Here is a 17,211-nt window from a genome sequence, read left to right on the forward strand (position 1 = left end):
CGGCCGTTCACAGTAATGAGAGGTCTGTACGCCTGACATATGCGCTGCGCTTTGAAGTGCGCGCCCTAGCTAGGCAGTGTCCCGAGGATGCGCGAGGAGCCGCTGTCTCGATCGGCATGTCCCGACGTGCGAAGTGGCAAGGGCCGTTGTTTGCCGAAATACGCGGGCAAGCGTCGACACTACTGTCGCACCATTCCAACCCGGAGTGATCCCGACATGAAACACCTCAACGCTGGCCTCGCCTTCGCTGCCACTCTCTCCCTGTTCGCGACCGTCGCCCCGGCGCGCGCTGAACCCCCGAAGAACATCGTCCTGGTGCACGGCGCCTGGGTCGATGCGTCCGGCTGGAAGCCGGTCTACGAGATCCTGGTCAAGGAAGGCTTCCGCGTCAGCATGCTGCAGGAGCCCGAGACGTCGTTTGGCGATGATGTCACGGCGGCGAAGCGGCTGCTCGATCTCCAGAATGGCCCGACGCTTCTGGTCGGCCACAGCTATGGCGGCTCGATCATCACCGAGGCGGGTGTTCATCCCAACGTGGTCGGCCTGGTCTACGTCGCTGCGCATGCGCCCGACGTCGGAGAGGACGAAGCGGCGCTGGGCAAGAAGACGCCGAGCGTCCTTGGAAAGACCGAAGGCGCCATCAAGGTCACGCCCGACAAATTCACCTATCTCGATCCTGTGCAATTCCCCAAGCTGTTCGCCCCCGATCTGCCGCGCGAGCAGGCGGAGTTCGAATCACGCTCCCAGGTTCTGGCCGCGACGCAGGTGTTCAGCACGCCGCTGACGGCGGCTGCGTGGAAGACCAAACCGAGCTGGGGCATCGTTGCCGGCAACGACCAGATCATCAATCCGGATCTCGAGCGCTGGTATTACGAGCGCGCCAAGAGCCACACCACCGTGATCCCGGGTGCAAGCCACTCGGTCTACGAGTCGCATCCGAAGGAAGTGGCGGAGATCATCACCCGTGCCGCTCGCAGCATCGATCAACCGGCCACCCGCTGACGCGTTTTGCCGGTCCTGACGCACGGCCGGCAGAAGGAAGGGCGGCGGGAGAGACAGCACTCCCGCCGGCCCGACTGCCCCTCCGGAGAATTCCATGAGCATGATCGAGACGACCGGCACGATCCTGGACTGGGACGTGACGACGGTGAAGCGGGCTGGACTGAGCCGCGATCTGCCCTCCGGCAATCCGGACCTGATGTGGGTCGCGAATTCGTCGACGCTGATCTACGGCGAGCGGGATGCCATCCTCGTCGACACGTTCCTGACCGCCGGGCAGTCGAAGACGTTGCTGGATTGGGTCGTGTCGCGGGAGCGAAATCTGACCGCGATCTACGTCACGCATGGCCACGGTGATCATTTCTTCGGCCTCGCGCCGCTGCTCGATCGCTTTCCGCGGGCAAGCGCCGTTGCCGTTCCCGAGGTTGTCGACGAGATGAAGACGCAGCTTTCGCCGGCATCGCTCGACGGTTTCTGGCGCAAGCGCTTTCCGGGCGAGATCGCACAGCGCTTGGTCGCTGCAGAGCCTCTCGAAGGCGAGCTCACGCTCGAGGGACACAAGCTCGTCGTCATCGACATGGGACCAACCGACACGGCGCGCTCCACCGCCCTTCATGTCCCGTCTCTCGATCTGATCGTCGCCGGCGACACCGTGTACAACGGCATTCATCCTTATCTCGCCGAAACCGACACGCAGAGCCGGCTCGAATGGATCGCCGCGCTCGATCGGCTCGAAGCGTTGAAGCCGCGCTTCGTGGTGGCCGGACACAAGAAGCCGGAGAACGATGACGATCCGCGCAACATCGCGGAGACCCGGCAATATCTGCTCGATTTCAACCGCCTCGACCAGGCGACGATTTCTCCGCGCGAGCTCTACGAGGCGATGCTCGCGCTTCATCCCGACCGTGCCAATCCGGGATCGCTCTGGAGCGGAGCCAACGCCGCAAAGGGGCCAAGGTCATGACGAGCTGGCAGAACAACCGCGCCGCGCGCGATGCCCGCATTGCGGCCGGTGCCGGCCTGGCCCACGGCAAGGTCGTGGAAGCATCCGACGCAACGCGCCTGCTGGAGGCCGTGATCCGGCCGGGCGACCGGGTTTGCCTCGAAGGCGACAACCAGAAGCAGGCGGATCTCTTGAGCCGCGCGCTGCTGGCGGTCGATCTGTCCAAGGTCAACGATCTGCACATGGTGCAGTCGGGCGTCGTTCTGCCCGAACATCTGGACCTGTTCGACCGCGGGGTCGCGAAGCGGCTCGACTATGCCTATTCCGGGCCGCAATCGGCGCGCATCGCGCGCATGCTGTTCGGCGGCAAGATCGAGCTGGGAGCAATTCACACCTATCTCGAACTGTTCGCGCGCTACTTCATCGATCTCACCCCGCACGTCGCCCTGATCGCCGCCGTCAGCGCCGACCGTGACGGCAACCTCTACACCGGCCCGAACACCGAGGACACGCCCACCGTGGTGGAGGCAACGGCGTTCAAGGACGGCGTCGGGATCGCCCAGGTCAACGAGATCGTCGAGACGGTTCCGCGGGTCGATATCCCGGCGGACCGCGTCCATTTCGTCGTCAAGTCCGACAAGCCGTTCTTCGTCGAGCCACTATTCACGCGCGATCCCGCGGCGATCACCGAGGGGCAGATCCTGACCGCGATGCTCGCGATCAAGGGCATCTACGGGCCCTATGGCGTGCAGCGGATCAATCACGGGATCGGCTTCAGCACGGCCGCGATCGAGCTCCTGCTGCCGACGTTCGGCGAGAGGCTGGGCCTGAAGGGCAGGATCGCAACCCACTTCGCCTTGAATCCGCATCCCGCGCTCATTCCCGCGATCGAGTCCGGTTGGGTCCGGCAAATCCACTCGTTCGGCTCGGAGGTCGGGATGGACGAGTACATCCGGGCGCGATCCGACATCTATTTCACCGGTCCCGACGGCTCGCTGCGCTCCAACCGCGCCTTTTGTCAGACCGCCGGGCTCTATGCCTGCGACATGTTCATCGGCTCCACGCTGCAGATCGATCTCCAGGGAAATTCCTCGACCATCACCACCTCGCGCATCGCCGGGTTCGGCGGCGCGCCGAACATGGGCGCGGATGCACGCGGGCGCAGGCATCCGAGCGAGCCCTGGCTGAAGGCCGGAGCGGAGGCCGATCCGGACAGCCCGGCGCCGTTGCGCCGGGGCCGCAAGCTGGTGGTGCAGATTGGCGAGACCTTCGGCGACAAGAACGTCCCGTTGTTCGTCGACAAGCTCGATGCGATCGAGCTCGCCGAGAAGCTCAACCTCGAGCTCGCGCCGGTGATGATCTACGGCGACGACGTCACGCACATCGTTACCGAGGAGGGCGTGGCAAACCTCCTGTTGTGCCGTACGGCGCAAGAACGCGAGCAGGCGATCCGCGGCGTCGCCGGATACACCGATGTCGGTCGCGGGCGGGATCGCAGCATGGTCGCGCAGCTGCGCGAGCGCGGCGTGATCCGGCGGCCGGAAGATATCGGCATCAATCCGCTCGATGCGGATCGCAACATGCTGGCGGCGCGCTCGATCAAGGATCTCGTGCGCTGGTCGGGCGGGCTCTACGCGCCACCGTCGAAATTCAGGAACTGGTGAGGACAGGCCATGGAAGATCTCAGCTTTCATCACCCGGTTCGCGAGCGTGCGGGCGGTATCAGGCAGAGCGCGATCGTGGGCGTGGTCGCCTCGGGCAATCTGGAAGTCCTGGTCGAGCGCGTCCTGCCGGATGCGGAATGCGCGGTGGAGATCAAAACCGCGGCGATGGGCTTCGGCGAAGTCTGGAGCGCCGTCATTGGAGATTTCGTCGAGCGCTATTCGCCTGGCGGGCTGAAATTCTCCATCAATGACGGCGGCGCGCGCCCCGACACGGTCTCGCTTCGGCTGGCGCAGGCGGTGCGATTGATCGCGGGGAGCGAGCAATGACCGCGCCGCTCCCGCACATCGCCCCGGCCGAACGAGCCCGCAGCACGAGCTTCAACGAGGCATCGGCGCGGACGAGGCTTGATCTGCTGCTTGATGCCGGCAGCCTGGTCGAGTTCATCGGGCCGGAACAGCGCGAGGTCAGTCCGCATCTGGAGATATTCGGCCTTCCCGAGCAGTTCGATGACGGCATCGTCGTCGGCCATGGCCGGCTCGGCGGCGCGCCGGTATTCGTCGCCGCGCAGGAAGGACGTTTCATGGGCGGCGCCTTCGGCGAGGTGCACGGCGCCAAACTGCTGGGTCTGCTCCGCGCAGCGCGCGAGATCGGATCGATCCCCGTTCTGATCCTGCTCGATACCGGCGGCGTCCGTCTGCAGGAGGCCAATGCCGGTGAGCTCGCCATCGCCGAGATCATGCGTGCGGTGATGGAGGCGCGCAGTGCTGGCGTGAAGGTCATCGGCCTGATCGGCGGGCGCTCCGGCTGCTATGGCGGCGGCGGTCTGATCGCAGGCTGTTGCTCCGCGCTCGCCGTGTCGGAGGCGGGACGGATCGCGGTTTCGGGCCCCGAGGTGATCGAGACCAATCGCGGCGTCGAGGAGTTCGACTCCCGTGACCGTGCCCTGGTCTGGCGCACCATGGGCGGCAAGCACCGGCGGCTGCTCGGCGCAACCGACGTCTTCGCCGATGACACCGTGCAGGATTTTCGCGAGGCCGCACTCGAGCTGATCGGGTTGATTGGCCCCTTCGGCCTCGACCAGCTCAGGGCGGAGCAGGGACGTCTCGCCGACAGGTTGCGCCGCTTCGGCGCTTGCCAGGACGCCGTCGATATCTGGACCGTGGAAGGTGTTGCGCATGCGGAAACGGTTCCGGAATTGCCGGCCGACCAGTTCATTGCGCTCGCTAGCAGGATCGGGAGGAGCAGTCGTGACGCTCGATGACGTTCTCGCCTCGCTGTTTCCCGACGGCCATGAGGTCAGGAACGACAATGGCGTCATTGCCGGCGCCGCGACGCTGCGGTCCGGTGGCAGGATACTCGTGATTGGTGTTGCGGATCGGACTGCGCTCGGCGTCGACGAGGCGATCAGACTTTCCGCGCATGTCCTGGAGTCGATCGACCGGGGGAGCGGACCGATCCTGGTGCTCGTCGACAGCGACAGCCAGCGCATGAGCAAGCGTGACGAGCTGCTCGGGCTCAACGAATTCCTCGCGCATCTGGCGAAAGTGCTGATCCACGCGGACATGCACGGCCGCCCGACCATCGGTCTTCTCTACGGCCACTCGGCGGCGGGGGCCCTGCTTGCGACGGGCCTTGCGACGCGCGTGCTGGTCGGATTGCCCGGCGCCTCTCCCGCGTTGATGGATCTGCCGTCGATGGCGAAGGTCACCAAATTGTCGATGACCGCTCTTGAGGAGAAAGCCAAATCGACGCCGGTTTTCGCGCCGGGGCTCTCCAATCTCGAGCAGATGGGTGCCGTTCATATGACATGGAGCGACGCCACCTCACTCGCAGACCAGCTGGAGGCGCTGCTCGCCGACATGCCGGCTGCGCGGGATCGAAGAGATGCGCTCGGCAAGGAGCGCGGTGGCCGGCCGAAGGCCGCCGATATCGCGGAGCGCGTTCGTGACCTTGCCCTGCAAACCCGCTGAACCGCCGGTCGGTCGCCACGACCTCGTCTTTGTCAGCCCGCAGGGTTGGCGCGCGATGATCGGGATGCGCGGCGATCTCGCAGCCGACCCGCTGGTTTCGCGTTGGTCCGAAATGGGATGGCCGACGATCAGGCGGCGCGCTCTGCCTAGCGAAGCGACCGGCCTTGCACTCGGCCTGCCGTTGCCGCCCTCCGCCGGCAAGAAACGGCTGTCGTTTCTCGCGGATATCGACCACGTCACCTCGGTCGCGAGGCCGCCCGCGCTGCGGCAGGTGCGCGGCTCGGCGCCGCGCAACTGGTGGCCGACGCTCGATCGGCTCGACGGGCTCGCGCTTCGTCATTCGGTGGACGTGCGCGTGTTCGGCAGCCTCGCATGGCAATCGCTGACCGGGCTCGATTACGTGACCGCTCGTTCCGACCTCGATATCCTGTTCGCGTTCCCCCGCGAAACCGATCTGGATCGGCTCGCCGCCGACGTGGCTGCGATCGAGACCGATGCGCCGATGCGGCTCGATGGTGAATTGATGCGCGCGGATGGTGCAGCGGTGAACTGGCGCGAATTCCATGCCGGCACGGACCAGCTTCTGGTCAAGACCATCGGGTGCGTGGCCCTGCTCGACAGGGATCGATTCATTTCGGGAGCGATGGGATCATGACCACAGCGGCCGCGCGAAGTATCGAACCGCTTGTTTCCAGCCGGAGGCAGATGCCGTCCGGTATCTGGGCCATCGGCGGCTTCGCTGCCGATTGCCTCGCCATGGAGCTGGAAACCTGGCCCAAGCCGGGGCTCGTGAGCCATGTCGACAATGGCAGTCACGTCGACATGGATGCCGGCACGTTTCGTCGCAGCGCTGCGGCCATCAGGCCTTACCTTCAAAGCCTTGCCGAAGCGGGCGCGCTCGGTTGCGGCATGGGAGTGCTGCGGGTCATCGGCCTGGAGGCCGAACGGGCGATGCTCGAGGCGACCGCGGGCGTCAATACGCATCGCGGCGCGATCTTCGGTCTTGGCCTGTTGTGCGCGGCGGCCGGTGCGAGGGCCGGCGGGCTGGTCGATTCGGCACTTCCGCTCGGCGACGTCGTGGCACGCCTCTGGGGCGCCAGCATACTCGACGGTCCGGTGTTGCTGCACAGCCATGGCAGCGCTGCTCGCCGCCGCTTTCGCGCAGGCGGAGCCCGTATCGAGGCGGCGAGCGGGTTTCCCAGCGTCTACCGGATCGGCTTGCCGGCCCTGAGGAGAACAATGCCTGCCACGCCCGAGGATGCGGAAGCGGCCCGGGTCGAAGCGTGCTTTGCCCTGATTGCGTCAGTGGAAGACACGAATCTGCTGCATCGTGGCGGGCTCGAGGGGCTTCGCTTTGCGCGTCGCGCGGCACGTCGCTTCATCGATGCCGGCGGCGTGCGCGCTCCCGGCTGGCGCGTCAGCGCGCGATGGATCCATGAAAGCTTCGTCGCGCGTCGTCTCAGTCCCGGTGGCTCGGCTGACCTGCTTGCGATGTCGCTCTTCGTCGATGCCCACGACGCGCCGGGGCCATGATGTCCAATGCAATCCTGATGGCGCTGGTGCCGGTGTTCTTTGTCCTGCTGCTGGGATACGCCGCCGGAAGGTTTCATGTCGTCGACAATCTCCATGTCGATGCTCTCAACGCACTCGTGATGGATTTCGCCGTGCCGGCGTCGCTGTTCGCCGCGACCGCCTCGGCGTCGCGCAGCGAGATGATCGAGCAGGTTCCGCTGTTTCTGGTGCTCGGCATAACGATGTCGTTGCTCTATGCCGCCTGGTATCTTGCCGCGCGCAGGTTGTTCAAGGTGTCGCGGCCCGATGCGTCGATTCAGGCACTCACGGTTGGCTTTCCAAATCTTGCCGGCGTCGGTCTTCCAATCCTGACATCCGTCGCGGGACAGGCGGGCGCCGTTCCGGTCGCCGTCGCATTGGCAACCGGTTCGGTCCTCATCAGCCCGGTGACCCTGATCATGGCGGAAATGGACGCCGCCAGGTCCCGTGGCGAGGAAATGGCGGCGCGGCAGATGCTGACGGCAGTGGGGCGCGCGATCACCAAGCCGGTCGTGCTCGCGCCCGTGTTCGGCATCCTGTTTTCGGTGTCGGATCTGAGCCTCGACGCGCTCGCTCATGCCTGCCTCGCGCTGATCGGGAGTTCGGCCGCCGGCGTCGCGCTGTTCCTGACCGGAGCCATCCTGTCGGCACAGTCGTTCCGCCTGAACTGGAAGATCGCGGCCGCAACCGTGGCCGCGGACGTGGTTCGGCCGCTCGCAGCCGTTGCAATCACTCACGTCTTTCCAATCGCTCCCGACACAGCGAGGACGGCCATTCTCCTCGCCGCGGTGCCTTCCGGCTTTTTCGGCATCCTGTTTGCGGTCAACTACCGGCTGGACTCCGCAGCGGTCGGCTCGATGGTCATTTCGAGCACCGGATTCAGCGTCGCGACCATGGCGGTCGCGATCGCCGTGCTCTTTCCGCACTAGGCGGCGATCATGACACTTGCGATCCTGTGCTCGGGACAAGGCGGACAGCATCGGGACATGTTCGCCCTGACGGGCGATGCGCCGGAAGCGACGCACCTGTTTGCACACGCGGCAACGTTGCTGGGCGGCAGGGATCCGCGCGATTTCGTGCGCAGCGAATCTGACGAGGCTCTGCATCGCAACCGGTCCGGCCAGATTCTATGCACGTTGCAGGCACTGGCCGCCGCTGCCGGGCTCGAGGACATCATTCCACATGGCGCCATCATCGCAGGCTATAGCGTCGGTGAGGTGGCGGCATGGGGCGTGGGAGATCTGTTCGAACCGGTCCTCACGCTCGACCTCGCAGTGCGCCGCGCGGAAGCAATGGACGCCGCCACCTGCGCCGGTGACGGGCTGATCTTTGTCCGCGGTCTTTCACATGACGATATTAAGCGCCTTTGCGAGCGCCACGGTGCGGCGATCGCCATCGTCAATCCAGGCGATGCCTTCGTGATCGGCGGTGGCCGGGCGGCATTGAACGGAATTGCCGGAGAGGCGAGGGCGATGCGTGCCACAAGGATCGTCGATCTGCCGGTTCGGGTTGCCTCCCACACCGGACGGCTCGCCGAGGCGTCGGTCGTGTTTCGCGAAGTCTTGCGGTTGGCGCCGGTGGCGTTCCCGTCGGCCGCCGGTGCGCGCATCCTGAGCGGCATCGATGGCGGTTCGGTCGTCTCCGCCGAGACGGGCCACGACAAGCTCGCCGCGCAGATCTCGCAAACCGTGCAGTGGGGAAATTGCCTGCAAAGCTGTCTCGAAGCGGGTGCCACGGCATTTCTCGAATTTGGACCTGGACATGCACTGAGCCGGATGGTTGCGAGCATCGAGCCCGGCCTTCCGGTGCGGTCGCTGGACGATTTCAGGAGTCTTCAGGGCGTGCGCAACTGGCTTGCGCGGCATCTCAGCGACTGAAATGGCGACAGCATCGTTCCGGAATCGGACGGACGGCGCGCTCCGGATCGACGTGCGGCGAGGCAAAAAAAAGGGGCCGTCCTTGTGGGAAGGACGGCCCAATGCTCGCATGCCTGGGAGGAGAAGGCTCGAGCCGTGACTTGGGGTCTCAGTCACTAACACTGCCAGCATCGCCGATCCGGCGTGCAAAGTATTTCACGTCCCCACGCTGTTTCTCATTTCGCATGATTCACGAAGGTCCGCCGGCAGGACATGAGACACCGGCTCGCGTGACGGAACCGGGTCGCATTCAGCGAGCCTGGGTGACGCCAATGCGTTCCGGCTGGTGCATCGCCAACGTGCCGGCGTGTCGCCTGTCAGACGTTTGAAGACCGTCGAGAAATGCGCCTGCGTGCAGAAACCGACGGCCAGCGCCGCCTCGACCAGCGGCGTCTCGGTATTCGACAGGAGAGATTTTGCATGCTCGATGCGCTGTTGCAGGAGATACTCGCGCGGCCGGTATCCAGTCGCGGCGCGAAACTGCGCTGCGAAGTGCATCCGGGACAATCCCGCGACGCCGGCGAGGTCGGATAGGCTGATGGAGTGGTCGAAGCGCGCCCTGACATACTCCTCGACGCGTCGGAGCCGCCATTTCGGCAAGGCGTTGACTTTCGTACGCGGGGGCTCGCGCCGAGCGACGTGCATCACCAGCGTCTGGGCGATGCAGCACGCAAATTCGCGATCGGCCGAATGGCCTTGTTCGGTCAGCGCCTTTGCGAGCTGCTCGGCGAACGGGTCGCGCAACAGAAGGAGATCGTTCAGGCATTCGGGCGCGAGCGGCTCCGTTCCCTGCTGTGGAGATGGAAAGCAATTAGCCGAGATGTGGAAGTGCAGGAAATCGCACGGCGCAAGAAACTGCGCGCGGAGCGGCTTCGACGGCGCGCCGACATAGAGCGTGCCTGCCGGCATGGCGCCGTCGAAAATGGTCTGACTGCCTCTGGTCAGCTTGAGACGTGTGCTCTTCAGGGCGATCGAGAAGAAGTACCGGTCGGGAGGCGTCGTTGCATCCTCGCGCCTGACGGCCGTCTGGGCATAGGTAAAGCGCGAGATCGTGATGTCCTCGCGCGCGACGCCCGCGCGTTGCTCGGGCTGGCGCCATTTTCGTTCGTGGGGGAATGCGCGTGCCCCCTGAGAGAAATCCGGTTCGCGGGCGCCGGGTTGATGTGTCAATCGGGCGCCGGCCGCTTGCATATCGGTGAGCATCGTTCGTCCCGTCTTTTGGATTCCGCTGCCGCCGTGACGGCTGCTGAATGCCATTGGTTGACGCTCGAACGATATGTCTGATGCCGCCACAAGGCCCGTTAGCGTTGCTGAAATCGTGTTAGATTTTGCGAAAGCTGCTGGTGCGTCGGAACGTCGCGAAATTCCGAATTAAGCAAGAAGAATCAAAGGCCTGCGCTGTGAGTTCCGATGTTGCGGCGCGATGCAGCTCTCTTCAGGTCGGGCGATCTGACCGGATTCAGGGAAGGCGTGGCGAGGCATCGATGCCGGGGGTGAGTCCGGGCGCGATCTTCTCCGCCGGCGGAATTGCGGGCACCCGCGCGTAGGGAAGCGCCGTCACCTCGGGAGGCTGCTGGGATGGGGATTGGAGGCAGTTGGGGCGCGGCGGATCTCCTGCGCCGAACACATCAAACATTGGGTCCACGAAGGTCGTGCGGAGCCGATGAGGCCAGGTCTGGCGATCGACCGCATTGGGCTGCCGGATCGTCACCGTGGCCGTCATGCCGGAGACCAACGGCACGCCCGGCGGCACCGTGTCGATGGCGACCCGAACCGGTATGCGCTGTGCAAGCCGCACCCAGGTGTAGATCGGGTCCACGTTGGGCAGACCTTGCGTGCCCGCCGCGGCGTTTGACGGGCTGATGCCGCGGGTCACGGTTTTCACATGTCCCAGGATCGGCTTGGAGTAACCGATGAGCTGTGCCTCGACGCGATCGCCGACGCAGACATGCGCCATCTTGGTTTCCTCGAAATAACCGTCGATCCAGAAGCTGTTGGAATCGATGATGGAGACGTTGGTGACGCCGGTCAGCGCATAGTCGCCGACGCGTAGCAGGAGATTGGTGACATAGCCGTCGACGGGGCTGAGCACATTGGTGCGCTTCAAGTTCAATTCCGCCTGTGCAAGCTGGTGAGCGGCCGCTGCGTAGGCGGCCTTCGCCTGCGAGGCGTTGCCGGCGAAGATCTGCTGCTCCTCTGGCGTCGTCGCGAGGTCGGACAGACGCCGGCGCCGGTCGGACTCGGCCTGCTTCACCTCCAGGTCCGCCGCCCGCTGGTCGACGAGGGCCTTGCCGATGCGGACGGCTACGTCGAAGTCGAAGGGATCGATGACGTAAAGCACGTCACCCTTGTGGACGAACTGGTTGTCGGCCACCCGCAGCTCCACGATTTTGCCTGCGATCTGCGGCGCGACATTGGCGACCTGCACGCGCACGCTGCCATTGCGCGTCCAGGGCGCGGTGACATAGTGCTGCCAGGTTGCAACCGATATCAGGATGGCGACCAGGGCGATGGCAAGGGTGGCAAAATGCTTGCCGACGCCGGCCATGAAACGCCCGGCGGCCTTGCGCAGCGAGCGCGTCAATAGCGTCGCCTGACGGGAAGCTTCGCCATCGTTCGCGGCGCGGTCGCTGGTCGCGTGCGCCGCGGCCTCCGTCGGGCTGGAACACGCGACGGCGTCGGCTGCGTCCGCCCATGCTTCGGCTGAAGATTCGGGGTGGGGCGGAAAGGCCGCATCTCGAGGCAGAGCCGCGTCCATGACTTTCTCCCTAGCAAAAGAGCGCGAGCAGGCCGAAGATCGACACGTAGAGGCAGAGCTCGGCCAGCGACGGGTTGCTGAAGATTCTTGTAAATCCCACGAAGCGCAGCACCGGGCGGAGCAGCAGGAATGCGAGCAGCGCCGTGGCCGCATAGGACACGATCGGGGCGATCAGCACGCCGCCCACGACGAGTTCACGATAAGTATTCGTCACGGATGCGTCCCCTGGCCGGAACCGGCGAAACTCCGCCATGGTTCGAGGACGATGCTGGCCGGAACGAGCGCGGCGAGCACCGGCTCGACGGACAGGTTGCTTTGGGCAGCCGTCTGGCGCAGCGCCTCGGCGGCAGTCAGGATTGCGCCTCCATCGCGTAGGGTGAGCGCGGCTCGCGCGGCGCGCACCGCGTTGCCGAGTGAGGTCTCGGCCAGGCGGTCCAGTTCGGCATGGCACCGTCGCAGCACCACGGCCTCGTCGAAGCAGCGCAGCGCTTCCGCGACGACCCGAGGGGGAGGTGCCGTGGCGCCGTTCGTCGTCAGGATCTGCTCGATCCGGGCGGCATCGCGAAACGCGGCTTCCTCCGGCGCGAGATGCCGGGCTCGCCCGGAATCGAGGCGGCTCAGCTCGCGATGGGCCTCGTCCAGCAGCAGCCGGATCCTTCGTTCGCCGGACAAGGACGGCAGCAGGAGCTGCGCCGCGAAGACCAGAACCGAGGAAAGCTGGGCAAACAGACACGTCACAAGGAATACGTCGGGGTCGTAGCTCTGCGGATTGCTCGGTGCGAGAATGACAAGCGTGAACACGAGGGAGAGCCGGCCGAGCGGCGGCAGGACGCCGCTCGGCCGCGTGATCAGCAGCGCTGCGCCGATCACGAGAGGCGCAAGGCCGATCGCCAGCAGTTGGAACTCGGATACGCCGTTGAAGACGAGGTATTTCAGGACGCCGGCGAGCAGGCATGCGATCGGCATGGCAAAAACCGCCAGTGTCGTGAAGGCGCGCGGATCCGGAGCCGTCGCGCTGAGGCCGATGATCACTGCGGCAAGCGAGAGGCAGAGCGCGGTGGTCGGCCATCCCGCCATCACGAAGATGATTGCAATGAGGATGAAGTGGATCGCGGCCCTGACGCCGGCTGCCGCTGCAATGCGAGGCGAGCGGTAAAGCGGCGCGCGCCATTGCCGGAGTGGATGGTTTCCGGCCCGCAGCGCCTCGAGGCTGTCGCGCACGTCTGCATTCCTGCGGATGATCTGATCGCGCAGATGGGTCCGGCAGATCGCGATCAGGCCGGAGGCGTCGGGGTTTCGGTCGTCCCGGGACGTCGCGGATGCGGCCGGCAGCGCGGCAAGCGTACGGGCGTGCGCGAGCTCGCTCACGAGGCCCACCATCGCGGAGCGTGCGGCTGCGGTTCTGGCCGGGCCGCTGATCGACTCCGTGACGAGGCTCGCGATCTCCGGATGCAGGGCCGCGACATCGCGCAACATGTCCGCAGCAGCGGTCGCGGATGAAGCTTCACCGCGGACGGCGCGTTGCGCGAACTCCGTGACCCGGCGATGCAGTGTTTCGAGACGGCTCGCCAGAACCGGATGATAGTCAGGCGCGGCGAGCACCTCGTTGACCAGAGCGACTGCGAGGACGCCGATGGCGATGGCGGCGCCCCGGGCGACGCCGGTCGGAAACACCTGCAACGGGCTGTCGATCTGCTGAATGGCAATCAGGGCAACGGTGATGCAGCTGAGAGCCGCCGCATAAGCGCGATTGCCGTCCAGCATCCCGGCGACGTAGACGCAAAGTCCGACCCAGATCCCCAACACTGCGGGCAGAAGCGCGCCGGTTTGGGAAAAGGTGCCGGCGATGGCGATCGATGCGATCACGCCGATGGCGGTTGCGAGCAGCCGATAGCCCGCCTTTTCCATGCCCTGCGCGCGCGTGGGCAGCGCCAGGATTGCCACGGTGACGGCTGCCGACGAGGGGGATTCGAGTTCGAGCCAGAAGCTCACATAGAGTGCGAGGAGCATTGCCAGCAGGACGCGCAGCGCGAATGCCCAGGAACTCACCGGAAAGCCGGCGAAGACCCGCGGGCGGATGTCGTCGGCAGCGCTGGTGGCGTCCCCTGGCAATTATGCTCCCTCCATGCGCGGCAAAGCGTGCGGCCTGCCGGCGTCGCGAAATCAAAGGGGAGCATGAGCTGTGCCGGCGGTATTTTCGGTCCATCAACCTGCTTTCGGGAACGCACGCCGGGAAGGCGCAGTTTGCCCGAGCCGGGGGCCCGACTATTGCGGCGCGTGGCCCGCCAGGGCCTCTTCGAGGCGGCGGATGATCTCGTCGCCGCTGGACGGCTTGCCGAGATAGCAATGCGCGCCAGCCGCCATGACGCGCTGGCGCACGGGTTCGCTGGGGAAAGCGGTCATGAAAATGATCGGGAAATGGCGGCCGGAGGCAACCAGGCGCGCCTGCAATTCATCGCCGGTAATGACCGGCATCTGAACGTCGGCGATCATGCAGGCCGGATCTTCTCCCGCCGGTTCCCGCAGGAAGGCGACGCCGGACTCGTAGGCGTGGGCTTCATAGCCGAGCGAACGCACGAGGCTCGCCAGCGACGCGCGCACGCCTTCGTCGTCGTCCACGATCGCAATCACCGGGGTTTTGGCCATTGGCACACATCCTGACCGCTGTGTTCCGCAGGGAGGATATCTCCCATTGGGCGGCCGATGGGGCCTTATGCACCGTGCGGCAGTCCCGCCGGAATTATACTCAGGTTTGGTCCGTAGTCTTTCGGTTCTGGGAAATCCCGAGCGCTTCGGCCTTGCGAACGAGGTCGGCCAGCGAGCGGACCTCCATCTTGCGCATGACGTTGCCGCGGTGGATCTTGACGGTGATCTCGCTGAGGCCGATCAGGCCTGCCACCTGCTTGTTCATCAAGCCGGCGGTCACATGGCCCATCACCTCGCGCTCGCGCGCCGTCAGGCTCTCATATTGGATGCGGATATCCTCCTTCGTCGCGGCTTCCGCGCGGCGCTGCGCATCGCGCTCGAGCGCTGCCGTCACGGCGTCGAGCATGTCCTGATCGCGAAACGGCTTGGACAGGAAATCCACGGCGCCAGCCTTCATGGCGCGCACCGACATTGGAATGTCCCCATGACCGGTCATGAAGATGATCGGATATCTGATGCCCTGGCGGGTCAGTTGCCCCTGGAGATCGAGGCCGCTCACGCCCGGGAGCCGGACGTCCAGCACGATGCAGGCCGGTTTGTCGGGCATGACGCCGCCAAGCAGCTCGGCCGGTGAGCCGAACAGGCGTGTCTCGAGGCCGACGGATCGGAACAGGCTGTCGAGCGAGGCACGAATGCTCGCGTCGTCATCAACGATGATGACGACTGCACTGGAGGATTGGGCCGGCGGTTGCACTTGGTTTGGTCGTGTCATGGCAAGGCGTGTTCTTGGCTAAATGGCAGTGTCAGGTGGAATGTCGCGCCCGAGCCCGGAGAGCTCTCCACGGACAATCGGCCGCCGTGAGCTTCCACCGTCGTTCGGCAGATCGCAAGTCCCATGCCCATGCCGCCTCCCTTGGTGGTGAAGAACGGATCAAACAGGTGCGGCAGGTCGTCAGGCTGGATGCCCGGGCCGCTGTCCTCGACCGTGATGGCGAGATTTTCACCATCGACGGTTCCGGCGCGCAACGTGACGGTGCGGGAACCCGGCCGGCCTGACATGGCCTGGCCGGCATTGATCAGAAGATTGACCAGGACCTGCTGAAGCTGGATCCGGTCGCCGCGAACCGGCGGCAGGCCATGCTCCGTCTTGACGATGAGGGTGACGTCGTCCTTGACGAGCTCGCGCGCGACCAGGAGGGTCGCTTCCTCGATGATCTCGTCGATCTGCAGCAGATCCTGCTGGGTAGGGGCCTTCTTCAGGAAAGTCCGGATGCGGGTCACGATCTCGCTGGCGCGGCGGCCCTGAGCAACGACGTGACCGATCGTCGTCGCAACTTCCTTGAGATCGGGCACGTCGCGGCGCAGCCACCGCAAGCCGGCCTCGCCGCTGGTGACGATCGCTGCCAGAGGCTGATTCACCTCGTGGGCAATGGACGCGCTGAGCTCGCCGAGGGTGGCGACGCGCGCGGCATGCGCCAGCTCCGCCTGCGCCGCGAGCAGCGCATCCTGTGCCTGCTTGCGTTCGGTGATGTCGATGACGAAGGCGAGCACGTTGCGATCTCCGTCGGGCTCAGCCGGAAAGGTGATCGTAAACAGGACGGGAACCTTGCGTCCGTCGAGGCTCACGAGATCGGTCTCGCCTTCGTGGAACCGCTCTCCTTCCGCGAATGCGACCAGCGCGCCGAGGAAACTGCGGTCGTTCTCCCCCAGAAGCCTGTCCACGTTCGCGATGAAGGCCGCAGAGCCGCTTGCTCCCGCCATCTTCTGGAGGGCCGGATTGACGTCGGAGATTCTGGTGAGCTGGCGGGCATGCCGCACGAATTCAGGATTTCGTGCAAGGTAGTCCCGCAACGTGGCGCCTCCGGTCTCCAGCGAATTCAGCGCGGTCCGCACTGCGCTCCAATCCTCCTCGACGACGCCGACCCGGCTTGCGTCGAACATCCGGCGGTATCGCTGCTCGCTCTGCACCAGCGCGTTATGTGCCGCGACGCGGTCCGTGACGTCGGTGTGGGTTTCAAGGACTCCAACGGGTTTGCCGAGATGGTCGTGCTGGAGCGCCCATCTTGCATCGACGGTGAGTGCGCCGCCGGCCTTCGTCCGCTGCTCCAGCCTGCCTTCCCATCGGCCGATGTCGAGCAGGCCGGCCTCGATGGCCTCTCGCCGGTCGGGATATTTGGTTCTCAGCAGCGCGTCGGCGAGTTGCCCGACCGCCTCGTCGGCCGACCAGCCGTAGGCCTGTTCCGCGGCCCTGTTCCAGAAACTGATCACGCCGCCGCGATCCCTGACGAAGATCATGTCATGCGAGAGATTGAGCAGGCGCGCCTGCGCCGCGAGGCGCTTCGTCGCCGCCTGATTCTGGAGCGCCAGCAAGGTCGTGATTCCGATGGCTGCGAGGCTCACCAGCGCACGAAGGGCAGGCGAGGCGATCGCCTCCAGATCGTGCGACAGTAGATAGGCGGTTATGGTCAGGACGCTGCAGCCGACAGCGGCGGCGATGATGTCGTTAAGCCGGTGCGTCCTCGCCGCGAGCAGGATCGCAACCACGTAGAGAACCGCGACCGCGCCCTCGAGCGGCGTCAGCACATCGACCAGGAAAACCGCGAAAGCGAGGACGGCAGACCAGAAGCGCGAGCCGGCGCGGCTCATCGATGAACCCGTGGCCCGATCAAGACTGGTCATCGTCGCTGGTGGTCGCTCTGCTCATTTTCGGTCACGTTGATGCCGCGATTTGATCGGGCCGACAACATGCGGCAACATGATTTT

Annotated in this window: 17 protein-coding genes; 10 read left to right on the forward strand and 7 right to left on the reverse strand. The window is 65.4% G+C overall.

What is annotated here, in order from left to right; genetic code table 11:
• The first annotated feature begins 216 nt into the window (after nt 1-216).
• From J4G43_RS19660 to J4G43_RS19705, 10 genes are all read left to right on the forward strand, one after another.
• Nucleotides 217-1,002, forward strand: a complete 786-nt coding sequence (locus tag J4G43_RS19660) for an alpha/beta hydrolase (RefSeq protein WP_063984278.1) — start codon at nt 217-219, stop codon at nt 1,000-1,002.
• A 94-nt stretch (nt 1,003-1,096) separates the two neighbouring features.
• A complete protein-coding gene (locus tag J4G43_RS19665) occupies nt 1,097-1,963 on the forward strand; it encodes an MBL fold metallo-hydrolase (protein ID WP_208086001.1) in 867 nt (288 codons plus the stop codon).
• Nucleotides 1,960-3,606 carry a malonate decarboxylase subunit alpha gene (gene mdcA / locus J4G43_RS19670; protein ID WP_208086002.1) on the forward strand — a complete coding sequence of 549 codons (1,647 nt, stop codon included), beginning with the start codon at nt 1,960-1,962 and terminating at the stop codon, nt 3,604-3,606. The genes J4G43_RS19665 and mdcA overlap by 4 nt, the downstream gene beginning before the upstream one ends.
• Nucleotides 3,607-3,615: 9 nt before the next feature.
• Entirely contained in the window at nt 3,616-3,933 is a 318-nt protein-coding gene (gene mdcC, locus J4G43_RS19675) for a malonate decarboxylase acyl carrier protein (protein ID WP_063984275.1), read from the forward strand.
• Nucleotides 3,930-4,868, forward strand: coding sequence for a biotin-independent malonate decarboxylase subunit beta (locus tag J4G43_RS19680; protein ID WP_063984274.1), 939 nt, complete (start codon nt 3,930-3,932; stop codon nt 4,866-4,868). The genes mdcC and J4G43_RS19680 overlap by 4 nt, the downstream gene beginning before the upstream one ends.
• On the forward strand, nt 4,855-5,577 hold the full coding sequence (mdcE, locus tag J4G43_RS19685; protein ID WP_208086003.1) for a biotin-independent malonate decarboxylase subunit gamma: 723 nt from the start codon (nt 4,855-4,857) through the stop codon (nt 5,575-5,577). The genes J4G43_RS19680 and mdcE overlap by 14 nt, the downstream gene beginning before the upstream one ends.
• Entirely contained in the window at nt 5,552-6,232 is a 681-nt protein-coding gene (gene mdcG, locus J4G43_RS19690) for a malonate decarboxylase holo-[acyl-carrier-protein] synthase (protein ID WP_063984272.1), read from the forward strand. The genes mdcE and mdcG overlap by 26 nt, the downstream gene beginning before the upstream one ends.
• Entirely contained in the window at nt 6,229-7,110 is an 882-nt protein-coding gene (mdcB, locus tag J4G43_RS19695) for a triphosphoribosyl-dephospho-CoA synthase MdcB (protein ID WP_063984271.1), read from the forward strand. The genes mdcG and mdcB overlap by 4 nt, the downstream gene beginning before the upstream one ends.
• The gene (locus tag J4G43_RS19700; RefSeq protein ID WP_208086004.1) at nt 7,107-8,057 is read left to right on the forward strand and encodes an AEC family transporter; all 951 of its coding nucleotides are present in this window, start codon (nt 7,107-7,109) and stop codon (nt 8,055-8,057) included. The genes mdcB and J4G43_RS19700 overlap by 4 nt, the downstream gene beginning before the upstream one ends.
• A gap of 9 nt (nt 8,058-8,066) precedes the next feature.
• Complete coding sequence (locus tag J4G43_RS19705; protein ID WP_063984269.1) at nt 8,067-9,005, forward strand: ACP S-malonyltransferase; 939 nt, start codon at nt 8,067-8,069, stop codon at nt 9,003-9,005.
• Nucleotides 9,006-9,200: 195 nt separating this feature from the next.
• On the opposite strand, the gene J4G43_RS19710 is transcribed toward J4G43_RS19705, so the two are convergent.
• From J4G43_RS19710 to J4G43_RS19740, 7 genes are all read right to left on the reverse strand, one after another.
• Entirely contained in the window at nt 9,201-10,247 is a 1,047-nt protein-coding gene (locus J4G43_RS19710; protein ID WP_063986513.1) for a helix-turn-helix domain-containing protein, read from the reverse strand.
• A gap of 256 nt (nt 10,248-10,503) precedes the next feature.
• Nucleotides 10,504-11,802 carry an HlyD family secretion protein gene (locus tag J4G43_RS19715; protein ID WP_208086005.1) on the reverse strand — a complete coding sequence of 433 codons (1,299 nt, stop codon included), beginning with the start codon at nt 11,800-11,802 and terminating at the stop codon, nt 10,504-10,506.
• Between the two features lie 10 nt (nt 11,803-11,812).
• Nucleotides 11,813-12,016: a DUF1656 domain-containing protein gene (locus J4G43_RS19720; protein WP_028155834.1), complete on the reverse strand. Its 204-nt coding sequence runs from the start codon at nt 12,014-12,016 to the stop codon at nt 11,813-11,815.
• The gene (locus J4G43_RS19725; RefSeq protein ID WP_063984267.1) at nt 12,013-13,914 is read right to left on the reverse strand and encodes an FUSC family protein; all 1,902 of its coding nucleotides are present in this window, start codon (nt 13,912-13,914) and stop codon (nt 12,013-12,015) included. The genes J4G43_RS19720 and J4G43_RS19725 overlap by 4 nt, the downstream gene beginning before the upstream one ends.
• Nucleotides 13,915-14,067: 153 nt before the next feature.
• Nucleotides 14,068-14,448 carry a response regulator transcription factor gene (locus J4G43_RS19730; RefSeq protein WP_038955794.1) on the reverse strand — a complete coding sequence of 127 codons (381 nt, stop codon included), beginning with the start codon at nt 14,446-14,448 and terminating at the stop codon, nt 14,068-14,070.
• A gap of 100 nt (nt 14,449-14,548) precedes the next feature.
• Nucleotides 14,549-15,220 carry a response regulator transcription factor gene (locus tag J4G43_RS19735; protein ID WP_063984266.1) on the reverse strand — a complete coding sequence of 224 codons (672 nt, stop codon included), beginning with the start codon at nt 15,218-15,220 and terminating at the stop codon, nt 14,549-14,551.
• Nucleotides 15,217-17,127, reverse strand: coding sequence for a PAS domain-containing sensor histidine kinase (locus J4G43_RS19740; protein ID WP_208086006.1), 1,911 nt, complete (start codon nt 17,125-17,127; stop codon nt 15,217-15,219). The genes J4G43_RS19735 and J4G43_RS19740 overlap by 4 nt, the downstream gene beginning before the upstream one ends.
• Nucleotides 17,128-17,211: the final 84 nt, after the last annotated feature.

The sequence above is a fragment of the Bradyrhizobium barranii subsp. barranii genome (genome assembly GCF_017565645.3).
Lineage (GTDB): Bacteria > Pseudomonadota > Alphaproteobacteria > Rhizobiales > Xanthobacteraceae > Bradyrhizobium > Bradyrhizobium barranii.

Excerpts from the sequence above, each read along its gene's own strand:
- J4G43_RS19660 (WP_063984278.1), top strand. The coding sequence starts at position 217 with ATGAAACACCTCAACGCTGGCCTCGCCTTCGCTGCCACTCTCTCCCTG.
- J4G43_RS19705 (WP_063984269.1), top strand. The coding sequence starts at position 8,067 with ATGACACTTGCGATCCTGTGCTCGGGACAAGGCGGACAGCATCGGGAC.
- J4G43_RS19710 (WP_063986513.1), bottom strand. The coding sequence starts at position 10,247 with ATGCTCACCGATATGCAAGCGGCCGGCGCCCGATTGACACATCAACCC.
- J4G43_RS19680 (WP_063984274.1), top strand. The coding sequence starts at position 3,930 with ATGACCGCGCCGCTCCCGCACATCGCCCCGGCCGAACGAGCCCGCAGC.
- J4G43_RS19665 (WP_208086001.1), top strand. The coding sequence starts at position 1,097 with ATGAGCATGATCGAGACGACCGGCACGATCCTGGACTGGGACGTGACG.
- J4G43_RS19715 (WP_208086005.1), bottom strand. The coding sequence starts at position 11,802 with ATGGACGCGGCTCTGCCTCGAGATGCGGCCTTTCCGCCCCACCCCGAA.
- mdcB (WP_063984271.1), top strand. The coding sequence starts at position 6,229 with ATGACCACAGCGGCCGCGCGAAGTATCGAACCGCTTGTTTCCAGCCGG.
- J4G43_RS19740 (WP_208086006.1), bottom strand. The coding sequence starts at position 17,127 with ATGACCAGTCTTGATCGGGCCACGGGTTCATCGATGAGCCGCGCCGGC.
- J4G43_RS19730 (WP_038955794.1), bottom strand. The coding sequence starts at position 14,448 with ATGGCCAAAACCCCGGTGATTGCGATCGTGGACGACGACGAAGGCGTG.
- mdcA (WP_208086002.1), top strand. The coding sequence starts at position 1,960 with ATGACGAGCTGGCAGAACAACCGCGCCGCGCGCGATGCCCGCATTGCG.
- mdcC (WP_063984275.1), top strand. The coding sequence starts at position 3,616 with ATGGAAGATCTCAGCTTTCATCACCCGGTTCGCGAGCGTGCGGGCGGT.
- J4G43_RS19700 (WP_208086004.1), top strand. The coding sequence starts at position 7,107 with ATGATGTCCAATGCAATCCTGATGGCGCTGGTGCCGGTGTTCTTTGTC.
- J4G43_RS19735 (WP_063984266.1), bottom strand. The coding sequence starts at position 15,220 with ATGACACGACCAAACCAAGTGCAACCGCCGGCCCAATCCTCCAGTGCA.